Source organism: Pseudomonas sp. GNP013 (assembly GCF_054343995.1).
Map to the genome: position 1 here is coordinate 2,400,408 of NZ_JBTGUT010000001.1, position 13,957 is coordinate 2,414,364.

A 13,957-nucleotide genomic window follows, 5' to 3' on the forward strand; every position below is an offset into this window, starting at 1 on the left:
CCTATTTCTGCAGGACGTTTTGAATGACCACCGACAACACCACGCGCAATCCGATCGAAGATGTCTACCCGCTGTCACCGCTGCAACAAGGGATGCTGTTCCACTCCCTGCTGCACGAGGACTCCGGGGTGTACCTGATGCAGGATCGCTACCGAATCGGTGGGGCCATTGACGAGACCGCGTTTCTTGAAGCATGGCGCCAGGTGGTGGCGCTGCACCCGTCGCTGCGCGCCAGCTTCCAGTGGAAAACCCAGAAGCAGCCGGTGCAGGTGATCCACCGCGAGGTCAAGGTGCCGCTCGATACTCTCGACCTGCGCGGGCTGGCGCCCCACGAGCAGCAGGCGCGCATTCGTGTGCTGCTGGAGGAGGAGCAGAAAGTCGGTTTCAACCTGTCCAAGCCGCCGCTGATTCGTTTTCGTCTGGTGCGCCTGGCCGATGAGGCCTATGAATTCATCCGCAGTTTCCACCATATCCTGATGGATGCCTGGTGCATTTCCCTGGTGACCGTGGACTTTCTCAAGGTCTACGAGGCGCTGTGCAACCAGCGCACGCCGCAGATCAGCGCCCCCCGGCCGTTTCGCGACTACATCCAATGGCTGCAACGCCAGGACGCGGGCAAGGCCGAGCAGTTCTGGCGCGGCCAGTTGCACGGGCTCAACGCGCCGACGCCGCTCACCGTGGACAACGGCGTGGCGCGCGACCGCTATACCGATGCAGTGCTGGTGGACGACCAACTGATCCACCTGGACGCGCAGCACACCCAGGCGCTGGCCAGTTTCTGCCGCAGCCGCCGGATCACCCCCAACACCTTTTTCCAGGGCGTGTGGTCGCTGCTGCTGTCGCGCTACAGCGGGCAACGCGACGTGGTGTTCGGCGTCACCGTGGCCGGGCGTCCTGCCGAGCTCACCGGCGTCGCCGAAATGATCGGCCTGTTCATCAACACACTGCCGTTGCGCGTCAGCGTCGATCCCGAGGCACGGCTGGACGACTGGCTGGGGGACTTGCAGGCACTCAACGTGCAGATGCGCGACTTCGAGCACACGCCGCTCACCGATATCCAGGGCTGGAGCGACTTCCCCCGTGGCGAAACCCTGTTCGACAGCATCCTGGTGTTCGAGAACGCCCCCATCGATGAGCAGATTCTCGACGGCGGCTTTCAGTTCAGCCTCGACGGCATGGACCATAGCGTGCACACCCACTACGGCTTGACCGCGGTGATCCTGCCCGGCGAGCAACTGGGCATCCGCGTGTCGTACGACCGCGAGCGCTTTACCGCCGAGACGGTGCAGCGCCTGCTCGGCCACCTGGCCAGCTTGGTGCGCGGCATGCTCGCCGCGCCAGAGGCAGCGCTGGGCAGTTTCGAGCTGCTGGCCGCCGATGAACGCGAGCAATTGCTGGGCGACTGGGCGCTCAACCCCCACGACTTCCCGCTGGATAAAAGCTACGCCGAACTGTTTGCCGCCCAGGTCGCCGAACGCGGCGATCAGGTGGCCGCGATCTGCGACGGCCACTCCCTGACCTACGCCGAACTGGACCGGCGCGCCACGCGCCTGGCCCACGCCCTGCGTGCGGCCGGCGCCGCCGAAGACCGCTTGGTGGCGCTGCTTGCCCCCCGTGGCCTGGCGCTGTTGACCGCAATGATCGCGGTGTTCAAGGCCGGCGCGGCGATGCTGCCGCTGGAGGTCAACCACCCGCCGGAGCGCCTGCGCGAAATCCTCAGCCTGTCCCGCGCGCCTTTGCTGGTCGCCAGTGAAGACTGCAGCGGCCTGCTCGATCAGCTGCTCAGCGGCCTCGATCACGCGCCCCGGGCGCTGTTCGCCGAAGCGGCCTGGAACACCCCCAACGATGCACCGCTGGCACTCGCCGGCACCCCGCACAGCCTGGCCTACGTGCTGTTCACCTCGGGCTCGACCGGTACGCCCAAGGGCGTGATGATCGAACAGCGCAGCATGCTCAATAACATCTTCGGCAAAGTCCCGGCCCTGGGCCTGAACGCCGCCGACCGCATTCCACAGACCGCCTCGGTGGCCTTCGATATCAGCGTGTGGCAGTTCCTCGCCGCCCCGGTACTCGGCGCCACCGTGCACATCCTGCCGGACGAGGTCGCCCACGACCCGCAACGCCTGCTGCAGGTGCTCGCCAGCGAGCGCCTGAATGTGCTGGAAATCGTCCCGAGCCTGATGCGCACCCTGCTTGCGCTGTGCCCGTGCGACTTGCAACTGCCCGACCTGCGCTGGGTGCTGCCCACCGGCGAAGCGTTGCCGCCGACCGTGGCCCGCGACTGGTTTGCGCGGTTCCCCGCTATCGCGCTGATGAACGCCTACGGCCCCGCCGAATGCGCCGACGACGTGGCGTTCCAGCCGATCACCGAAGCGCCGCACGCCAGCGTCAGCCACATGCCCATCGGCAAGCCCACCGCCAACAACCGCCTGTACGTGCTCGATGAAGCACTGCGCCCGGTGCCCGTTGGCGTGGCCGGGGAAATCTGCGTCGGCGGCGTCGGCGTGGGTCGCGGCTACCTGCACGACCCGCAGCGCAGCGCCGAAGCCTTCATCGAGCATGCGCAGATCGACGGTCGCCTGTACCGCACCGGCGACCTTGGCCGCTGGCGTGCCGACGGGGTGATCGAATACCTCGGTCGCCGCGACCAGCAGGTCAAGCTGCGCGGGCACCGCATCGAACTGACCGAAATCGAACACCGCCTGGCCCAGCACCCGAACGTGCGCGAAGCGGCCGTGCTGCTGCGTGAAAACAGCGTGGGCGAAGCCTGGCTGGTGGCCTACTGGTCGGCCCATGACGAAAGCCTGGGCAACCATGGCTTGAGCGAACACCTGCGCGCGCAGTTGCCGCCGTACATGGTGCCGGCCGCCTTTGAATGCCTCGACCGCCTGCCGCTGAACAACAACGGCAAGGTCGACCGCAAGGCCCTCGCTGCGCTGCAACTGACCTGGCAGGCAGACGCCAGCGAAAGCCTCGCGCCGCGTAACGAACATGAAGCCGCCATTGCCGCCGTCTGGGCCGAAGTGCTGGGCCGCGACAGCGTGGGTGTGGAAGACAATTTCTTCACCCTCGGCGGCCATTCACTGCTGGCGACGCAGATCGTCGCGCGCTTGCGCAGCACATTCAAACTCGAGCTGCCGCTGCGGGTGCTGTTCGAACAGCCCACCGTCGCGCTGCTGGCGGTGGCCATCGCCGAGCGTGAGGCGCAGGCCGCCGTACCGCAAGCCGTCGCGGCCGATTCGCTACAGGCCAGGCCGCGACCGGCCCTGCTGCCGTTGTCGTTCTCGCAGCAACGCCTGTGGTTTATCGAGCAACTGACGCCCGGCACCACGCTGTTCAATATCCCGTTTGCCCTGCGCCTCAGCGGGCAACTCGACGTGGCAGCCCTGCACGCGAGCCTGAATGACCTGCTGGCGCGCCATGAAATCCTGCGCACCGGCATTCGCAGCGTGGACGGCGTGCCGAGCCAGCACATCAGCGCGGCGCTGAACATCGAGCTGCCATTCGAAGACCTGTCGAACCTGACCGCCACCGCCCGTGAAGGTGCGCAATTCAACGCCCTGCAAGCCACTTTCGAACACCCCTTCGACCTGACGGCGCCGCCGCTGCTGCGCGCGCGCCTGCTCAAAGTGGCGCCGGACGAGCACGTGCTGGGCATTGCCCTGCATCACCTGGTGTCCGACGCCTGGTCGGCCACCATCGCCCTGCGTGAGCTGGCGCAAGGGTACGAAGCCCGCCGCCACGGCGCCGCCGCGCAATTGCCGGCCCTGCCCCTGCAATACGCCGACTTCGCCCTGTGGCAGCGTGATCACCTGCAAGGCGCTGAACTTGCGCGCCAACTCGACTACTGGACGCGCACCCTTGACCGCCGCGACCAGGACGCCAGCCCCCTGCTGGCTTTGCCCACCGACCATCCACGGCCGTCGGTGCAGAGCTACCGCGCGGGGCTGGTGCAACGCGAACTCAGCGCCGCCCTCAGCGGCCGCGTGCAGGCACTCGCCAGTCGCTTGGGCACCACGCCGTTCAGCGTCCTGTTCGCAGGCTTTGCGGTATTGATGCACCGCTTGAGCGGCGACGCCACCGTACTGATCGGCACCCCGGTTACCCACCGTGAACAGCCGGGCACCGAAGGCCTGCTGGGGATCCTGCTGAACAACTTGGCGATCCGCGCCGACTTCAGCGCCCAGGCCGATTTCAATGCGGTGGTTGTCCAAGTCGCCACGCGTTTGCGCGAAGGCCTGCAACACCAGGACCTGCCGTTCGAACAACTGGTGGACAGCCTGCAACTGCCGCGCAGCCTCAGCCATGCGCCGTTGTATCAGGTGATGGTTGCGCAGCAATTGGGCATGGAGGCGCGCCTGCAGTTTCCGGGGCTGGCCTTCGAAGCGCTCGACACGCCGCTCAAGCACTCCGAATGCGACCTCGACCTGCATGTGCTGTGCCCGGCGGATGCGCCGATTCAGCTCGAGCTGATGTTCGCCCTCGACCTCTTCACCCAGGACAGCGCACGGCAAACCCTGGCGCGCCTGGAACACCTGCTGGAACAACTGCTCGCCGCGCCGCAACGCGCGGTCGCCACCCTGCCCTTGCTGATGCCCGCCGAGTGGCAGCGCACGGTGGTGGAGTGGAACCGTACCGAAATGGACGTGCCGCAGCACCTGACCTTCGCCCAGCTGTTCGAACAGCAGGCCGAACGCACGCCTGAGCGTGACGCGCTGTGCTTTGAAGGCCAACGCCTGAGCTACGCCGAACTGAACCGCCGCGCCAACCAGGTCGCCCATTACCTGCGCGGGCAAGGCGTGGGCGCCAACCGCCCGGTGGCGCTGTGTGTGGAGCGTTCGCTGGAATTGCTGATCGGCCTGCTGGGCATTCTCAAGGCGGGTGGCGCCTATGTGCCGCTGGACCCGAGCTACCCGGCCGAGCGCCTGGCCTACATGCTCGACGACGCGCAGCCGCGGTTGTTCGTCGGCCAGCAAGGCCTGCTCGAACAGCTGGGCAGCCACCTGCCACGCCTGCGCCTGGACGCCGACGCCGCGCTGCTCGCCAGCCAACCCGAGAGTAACCCCGCCGCGCTGGCAGGTCCCGATGACCTGGCCTATATCATGTACACCTCCGGCTCCACCGGTAAGCCCAAGGGCACGCTGGTCACCAACGCGTCGGTGGTCAACCTGGCCTGGGCGCGCATTCACGGTCTGTACCGGCGCTACACCGACCAGCCGATGCGCACCAGCTTCAACTACTCGTTCGCCTTCGACAGCTCGGTGGCCGAACTGATCCTGCTGCTCGACGGCCACAGCCTGTACCTGACCCCGGAAGACGTGCGCTACGAACCGGCCGCCCTGGCGCAATTCTTCAAGGACACACGCCTGGACGCCTTCGAATGCACCCCGGCGCAGCTCAAGAGCCTGCTCGAAACTGACGGCGTGCGCCGTGGCGAGACCTACCTGCCGCGTTTCGTGCTGTTTGGCGGCGATGCGGTGGACGCGCAGCTCTGGCAACGCCTGCCGTCCATCGCCGGCAGCCGCTTCTTCAACACCTACGGCCCCACCGAGTGCACGGTGGATGCGACTGGCTGCGCGGTGGATGACTTCCCGCAGCGGCCGATCATTGGCCGGCCGATTGCCAACGTGCGCACCTACGTGCTCGACGCGTTCCTCAACCCGCTGCCGGTGGGTGTGCCCGGCGAGCTGCATATCGGCGGTGCCGGCGTGACCCGCGGCTACCTCAACCGCGCCGAGCAGACCGCCAAGGTATTCATCGACGATCCTTTCTCGCCGCTGCCAGAGGCACGCATGTATAAGTCCGGCGACCTGGTGCGCTGGCTGCCCGGTGGCCAGCTCGAATACCTGGGCCGCATGGACCATCAAGTGAAAATCCGTGGTTTCCGCGTCGAGCTGGGCGAAATCGAAGCCCTGCTCGGCGCGCAACCCGGCGTACGCCAGGCGGTGGTGCTGGCCCGTGAAGACGTGCCCGGCGACAAGCGCCTGGTGGCCTATGTCAGTTGCGCCCAGCCCGACCTCAGCGCGTGGCGCCACGCCCTTGGCGCCGCCCTGCCCGACTACATGGTGCCGTCGGCCTTTGTGGTGCTGGACTCGTTGCCCCTGACCGATAACGGCAAACTCAACCGCAAGGCCTTGCCCGCGCCGCACACCCAGGCCGAGCCGGACGCCACGGACCCGCCGCGCACCGACGCCGAATGCCAGCTCGCCGCCCTGTGGGCCGAGCTGCTGAAGCTGCCGTTGAGCGCAATCGGGCGTGACAGCCAGTTCTTTTACCTGGGTGGCCATTCGCTGTTGGCGGCCGTGCTGTTTGCGCGCCTGCGTCAGCAATTTGCCACGGTGCCACCGCTGCGGGCGGTGTTCGAGCATCCCACCTTGCAGGCGCTGGCGGCGTTGCTCGCGCAGCCGCTGCAAACACCCCGCGACACCTTCGTGCCCGCCCCGCGCCCTGCGCGCCTGCCGTTGTCGTTCGAACAACAGCGCCTGTGGTTCCTCGAGCAACTGAGCGGCGCCAGTGAGTACAACGTGGTCAGCGCCGTGCAGTTCGACGGCGAACTGCACGTACCGGCGCTGCAAGCGGCGCTGAACCACGTGATTCAACGCCACGAAATCCTGCGCAGCCGCATCGTGCGTGAGCCGGCCGGTGAACTGGCGCTGGTGATCGAACCCCACGTCGAGCTGACGCTGGCCATGACGCACTGGGACACTGTCACCGACGCCCACTGGCAGCAACTGAACGAAGACGCGATCCAGGCCGCCAGCGCGCAGCGTTTTGACCTGGCCCGTGAAGCACCGATTCGCGCGCGCCTGCTCAAACGCAACAGGCAGGCGTTGCTGGTGCTGACCCTGCACCACTGCGTGAGCGACGATGCCTCCACGCAGAACCTGCTCGACGAACTGGCCCGCTGCTACAAAGGCGAGCAGCACAGCCTGCCGGCGCTGGCCCTGCAATACCCGGATTACGCGCTGTGGCAGCGCGAAGCGGCGCAGCAGGCGCGGTTCGACAGTCAGTTGGCCTACTGGCGAACGCAACTGGAGGACGGCAGCTACCAGCTGGAACTGCCCACCGACCAGCCACGCCCGCACCTGCTCGACCCGCGTGCCGGCTCGGTGCAGCTGCAATTGCCCGCCGAGCTGACCTCGCGCTTGCGCCAGTTTGCCCAGCAGCGCGGCGCAACCCTGTACATGCTGCTGCTCAGCGCCGCACAACTGTTGCTGGGACGCTACGCCAACCAGCGCGATGTGCGCGTCGGCAGCCCGGTGGCGCAGCGGCCATTGGCCGAGTTGCAGCCGCTGATCGGTTGCTTCGTCAACACCCTGGTGATGCGCGCCGACCTGGCGCCGGGGCTGGACTTCGCCGGCTTGCTCGACCAGGTGCGCAACACCGTGCTCGACGCCCAGCAGCATCAGGACGTGCCGTTCGATCAACTGGTCGAACACCTCGCGCCCGAACGCAGCCTCGGCCAGACGCCGTTGTTCCAGGTGCTGTTCGTCATGCAGAACGGCACTGCCGACGCCAGCCAGTGGCCGCACTTGCAGGTGCGTGAACGGGCAGTGACGGCCGCCGCCACCAAGTTCGACCTGAACTGGGAAGTGCACGACGGTGAAGTGCTGTCGGTGTTGCTGGAATACCGCAGCGCGCTGTTCAGCCAGGCCACTGCTCAACGCTGGTTGACGCAATGGCAGGCACTGCTGCAAAGCATGCTCGACGCACCGCAGACGCTGATCGCCGACTGGTCGCCGCTGACCGACGCCGAGCGCCTGCAACAGCAGGCGTGGAACGCCACCCAACGGCATTACCCTGGCCCGACCGACCTGCACACGGCCCTGCGCCAGCAGGCGGCACTCACGCCGCATGCGCCTGCGTTGATCTTCGAAGACCAGCGCCTGAGCTACGCCGAGCTGGACCAGCGCGCCCAACACGTCGCCCGCGCTCTGCGCGCGGCCGGCATTGGCCGCGAATCGATTGTGCCGGTGTGCATGGAGCGCTCGGTGGACATGGTGGTGGCCTTGCTCGGCATCGTGCATGCCGGCGCCGCCTGGCTGCCGCTCGATCCCGAGTTGCCGGCCGCGCGTCTGGCATTCCTGATCGAGGATGCAGATGCTCTGGTCACGTTGACCCAGCCCCAGTGGCTGTCGCACCTGCCCGCAGGCCATAGCGCCTGGACGCTGGACGCACTGCCCGACGCGGGCAACGTCGAACCGCTGAAGATGCAGGCCAATGACCTCGCCTACGTGCTGTACACCTCCGGCTCCACCGGCCAGCCCAAAGGCGTGATGAACGAACACGGCGCGCTGATGAACCGCCTGCACTGGATGCAGGATGCCTATCCGATTGGGCCTGACGATCGCGTGCTGCAAAAGACGCCGTACAGCTTCGACGTATCGGTGTGGGAATTCTTCTGGCCGCTGATCACTGGCGCCACGCTGGTGGTGGCGCGTCCCGATGGCCATCGTGACCCGGCCTACCTCAGCCAACTGATCCAGCAGGAACAGGTCACCACCCTGCACTTCGTGCCGTCGATGCTGCGCGCGTTTGCCGAAGAACCGAGCCTGGCCGCCTGCCGCAGCCTGCGTCAGGTATTCGCCAGCGGCGAGGCGCTGCCAGCGGATCTGGTGCAGCGCTTCATGAGCCGCCACCCGGCGGCGCTGGTCAACCTGTATGGCCCGACCGAAGCGGCGATTGACGTGTCGGTGTGGCGTTGCTCGGTCGACGACCCTGTGGTGCCGATCGGCAAGCCCATCGCCAACCTGCGCCTGCATATTCTGGATGACCACCAGCAGCCGTTGCCCATCGGTACGGCCGGCGAACTGTATATCGGTGGCGTCGGCGTTGCGCGCGGCTACCTGAAACGCGACGACCTCACCGCCGAACGCTTCCTCACGGTGAACGGCGAACGCCTGTACCGCACCGGTGACCGTTGCCGCTTCCTGCCTGACGGCAATATCGACTACCTCGGCCGCCTCGACCATCAGGTCAAGCTGCGCGGCCAGCGTATCGAACTCGGCGAAATCGACGCTGCTCTGCTGGCCCGGCCGCAGGTACGCGAGGCCGCCACTCTGCTGCTCGACCAACGCCTGGTGAGTTTCTGGAGCGGTGACGCCAGCGAAGCCGAACTGCGCGCGGCACTCGCCCGCGAACTGCCGTCCCACCTGCTGCCGAGCCTGCTGGTGCAGCTCGATCACCTGCCGCTCACTCCCAACGGCAAGCTCGACCGCAAGGCGCTCGCCGCCATCCGCCTGCCCGACGCAAGTCGCGAGCAGCCGCACCGTGCGCCGCGCAACGCCAACGAAACGCTGCTGTGCGAGGTGTTCAGCGAAGTGCTGCAATGCCCGCAGGTGGGCATCGACGACCACTTCTTCCAGCTTGGCGGTCATTCCCTGCTGGCCACGCAACTGGTCGCCCGGGTGCGGGAACGCCTGGGGGTAACGTTGCCGTTGGCACGGGTATTTGCCCAGCCGACCGTCGCGGCCCTGGCCGCGCAGCTGGACGACGCCTTGCCGGGTGAACAGATCACGCCGCAGCCACGTCCGGCTGCCCTGCCGCTGGGCCTGGCGCAACAGCGGTTCTGGATGCTCAGCCGACTGGTGCCACAATCGCGCGAATACCACATGCCGTTCGCGCTGACCTTGACCGGTGCGCTGAACCTGCCGGCCTTGCGCGCCGCCTTTGATCAGCTCAGCGAGCGCCATCTGGTGCTGCGCAGCCGCATTAGGGAAGTCGCAGGCCAGGCGCAGTTGCTGATCGATGCGCAAGGCCCGGCGCTGCAGGTGACGTCGGTTGCCGAGCGCGACTGGGACAGTGCGTGCAACCGCGCGCAGACCGAGTTGATGGCCCCTTTCGACCTGGCAAACGCCGCCCCCTGGCGCGCGCATTTAATGCACCGCCAGGGCCGCGACGAGCACCTGCTGCTGGTGTGCCTGCACCACAGCGCCACCGATGGCTGGGCCATGCGCCTGCTGATCGACGAACTGGCCCAGGCGTACCGCGCCGGGCTGCACGGGCAGGCGCCCGACTGGACGCCACTGCCCATCGACTATGTCGACTTCGCCCTGTGGCAACAGCATCCGCACACCCAGGCCCGGCGCGCGGCCAGCCTGACGTACTGGAAAAACCACCTGGGCGAGGACGACTACCGCCTCGAACTGCCGCTGGACCAGCCACGCGCCGCTGAAGCGGATCGGCGTGCCGGTCAACTGAATCTCAGCCTGGGCCGCGAACGTTCGGCAGCGATTCGCCACTTCGCGCGGCAGCGCGGCACCACACCGTACGTGGTGCTCGCCAGCGCCTTGAGCGCCCTGCTGGCCCGCTACAGCGGCCAGCGCGATATTCGCCTGGGCACTCCGGCGGACCAGCGCGACCAACCGCAAACCCAGACCCTGCTGGCCTGCCTGGTCAATACCCTGGTAATCCGCAGCAACGTCGACCAACAGGCCCCGGCCGCAACCCTGCTGGCTGCGATAGAAGCCGATCTGCGCGCGGCCCAGGCCCATGCCGACCTGCCGTTCGCCAGCCTGGTCAGCGCCGTGACCCAGCGCCGCGACCTCAACCGCACGCCGCTGTTCCAGGTGCTGTTCTCCCTCAATCACGGCCATATGGACAGCCGCCAATGGCCAGGGCTGGCCCTTGAAGAACGCACCCTGCCGGCCATCGACGCCAAGTTCGAACAAAGCTGGGAAGTGCACGACGACGGCAGCGACATGACCCTGGCGCTGGAATACCAGGCCGCGCTGTTCAACGCCGCCACGATGCAACGCTGGAGCGCACAATGGTGTGCGCTGCTCGATGCACTGGTGGCAACGCCGGAGCGCGCGTTGGTCGAGCTGTTCCCGCAGCAGCAGGATCAGGCGCAGCTGGCGCAATGGAACGCCACCGAGCGGCATTACCCTGGCCCGACCGACCTGCACACGGCCCTGAGCCAACAGGCCGCACTCACGCCGAATGCGCCAGCCTTGGTGTTCGAAGACCAGCGCCTGAGCTACGCCGAGCTGGACCAGCGCGCCCAACACGTCGCCCGTGCCCTGCGCGCGGCCGGCATTGGTCGCGAGTCAATTGTGCCGGTGTGCATGGAGCGCTCGGTGGAGATGGTGGTGGCCTTGCTCGGCATCGTGCATGCCGGTGCTGCCTGGCTGCCGCTCGATCCGGAACTGCCGGCCGCGCGCCTGGCGTTTTTGATTGACGATGCGGATGCCCGGGTCACCCTGACCCAACCTCAGTGGCTGTCGCACCTGCCCGCAAACCATACCGCCTGGACGCTGGACTCACTGCCCGCGGCTGACAACGTCGAACCGCTGAACGTGCAGGCCAACGACCTCGCCTATGTGCTCTACACCTCGGGTTCCACCGGCCAGCCAAAAGGCGTGATGAACGAACACGGCGCGCTGATGAACCGCCTGCACTGGATGCAGGATGCCTTTGCGATTGGGCCTGACGACCGCGTGCTGCAAAAGACGCCGTACAGCTTCGACGTGTCGGTGTGGGAATTCTTCTGGCCGCTGATCACCGGCGCCACGCTGGTGGTGGCGCGTCCCGATGGGCACCGTGATCCGGCTTACCTGAGCCAGTTGATCCAGCAGGAGCAGGTCACCACCCTGCATTTCGTCCCGTCGATGCTGCGCGCGTTTGTCGAAGAACCGAGCCTGGCCGCCTGCCGCAGCCTGCGTCAGGTGTTCGCCAGCGGCGAGGCGCTGCCGGCGGATCTGGTGCAGCGTTTCATGCGTCGCCACCCGGCGGCGCTGGTCAACCTGTATGGCCCGACCGAAGCGGCGATTGACGTGTCGGTGTGGCGTTGCTCGGTGGACGACCTTGTCGTGCCGATCGGCAAGCCCATCGCCAACCTGCGCCTGCACATTCTGGATGAGCAGCAGCAGCCGTTGCCGATTGGCAGCATCGGCGAGCTGTATATCGGTGGCGTCGGCGTTGCGCGCGGCTACCTGAAGCGTGACGACCTGACCGCCGAACGCTTCCTCACGGTGAACGGCGAACGCCTGTACCGCACCGGCGACCGCTGCCGCTTCCTGCCTGACGGCAATATCGATTACCTCGGCCGCCTCGACCATCAGGTCAAGCTGCGCGGCCAACGCATCGAACTGGGCGAAATCGATGCCGCGCTGCTCGGTCAGCCGGGCGTCAGCGGCGCCTGCACGCTGGTGGTCGACAATCGCCTGGTGGCGTTCTACAGCGGCGCTGCAGCCGAGACGGCGCTGGGCGCCGCACTCAGCGGTCAACTGCCGGCTTATATGGTGCCTGTCGTGTGGGTGCAACTGCCAAGCCTGCCGCTGACCACCAATGGCAAGCTCGACCGCAAAGCGCTGGCGGCGCTGCCTCTGCCGCAGCGCCAACAGGCGTCGGTCGCACCACGCAATGCCCTGGAAGGCCTGGTGTGCCAGCTGTTCAGCGACTTGCTCGGCGACAGCCTCACCGGCGGCCGCGCGGTCGGCACCGCGGACAGCTTCTTTGCCTTGGGCGGTGACTCGATCCTCGGCCTCAAGCTGATTTCGCAGTTGCGCGACCACGGTTATGCCCTCACGCCCAAGGACCTGTTCCGCGCCCAGACCCCGGCGGGCCTGGCGCAGTTGATCACGCCGCTGCTGGCCGTGGCCGAGCAAGGCGAAGTCCGCGGTGCGATGCCGTTGATGCCGCTGCATCAATGGTTCTTCGACCAGCAGCAAGCGCAGCCTGCCTACTGGAACCAATCGGTGCTGGCCGACAGCGCGCGTCCACTGCAAGCGGCGCTGGTGCAGAAGACACTCGATCATCTGGTCGCCCATCACGACGCCCTGCGCCTGCGCTTCAACGCTGCGCACGGCCAGTGGCAGGCGGAGATTGCAGCGGTCGAACCGGCGCGGCTGACCCTGGCAAGCCAGGCGCAGCAATTACACGAAGTCGCGGGCAGTCTGGACCTGCAACACGGCCCGCTGTTCGCCGCTGCGCTGCTGCAAGGCACGCCACAGCGCCTGTACCTGGTGGCTCATCACCTGGTGATCGACGCCGTGTCGTGGGGGCCGTTGCTGGAAGATTTCCAGCAGGTGTATGCCGCGCTGGAAAGCGGCGCGCCCGTGGTGCTGCCGGCGAAAACCACGTCCTACCGGCAATGGGCCGAGCAGTTGCATGGGCGGGCCGCCAGTGCCGCCGTCGAGCAGCCTTACTGGGCGCGCCAGCTCGCCGTCACGCCGATGCCGCAGGCCACGGTGGCCGAGCGCCAGACCCTCTCGGCGCGCTGGGATGCCACGCGCACCCAGCAATGGCTGACCGAGTCCCACGCCGCCTACCGTACCCAGCCGGAAGAACTGCTGATCGCCGCCCTGGTCGCGACCCTCGCCGAAGCCGAGCAGCGCCAGGACATCGTCGTCGATCTGGAGCGCCATGGTCGCGATGCGGGCTTCGAAGGGCTCGACGTGAGCCGCACCGTTGGCTGGTTCACCACCCTGTTCCCGTTGCGGGTGAATGCCCGAGGCACGCCCGGCGACTGGGTGCGCCAGGCCAAGGAAGCGTTGCGCGCGGTGCCCGGACAGGGCCTGGGATACGGCTTGCTGCGCCTGCGCGGTGCGCTGCCGGCCGGCAACGGTGACGTGCTGTTCAACTACCTGGGCCATGAGCAAGCGCCAGCCGGCTGGTTGCGCGCCAGCACCCTGGCGGCGCCGGCGGAGGTTGCGCCTGCCAACCGTGTGAGCCATGCCCGTGAAGTGGTGGCGTGGCTGGAGGACGGCGTGTTGCAGCTGCATTGGCACAGCATCAGCGCCGAGGCCGACCGCGACCTGCCCGCGCGCCTGCTGACGCACCTGCAAGCGCTGCTCGACCATTGCCTCGATCCCCAGGCGGGCGCGCTGATGCCGTCCGACTTTCCGTTGGCCAAGGCACTGAATCAGAAGTCCCTCGACACGTTGCTGGGCAAGCTCAAGAGCAAACCGAATTCCTGAGAACGGCGCGCCGTTCTCTCCAAGCATTTGAAATGGAT

Annotated in this window: 1 protein-coding gene; it reads left to right on the forward strand. The window is 67.1% G+C overall.

Going from position 1 to position 13,957, the window contains the following annotated elements; genetic code table 11:
- Positions 1–23: 23 nt before the first annotated feature.
- A complete protein-coding gene (locus ACXX81_RS10690; protein ID WP_458571637.1) occupies positions 24–13,919 on the forward strand; it encodes a non-ribosomal peptide synthase/polyketide synthase in 13,896 nt (4,631 codons plus the stop codon).
- The last annotated feature ends 38 nt before the right edge of the window (positions 13,920–13,957 follow it).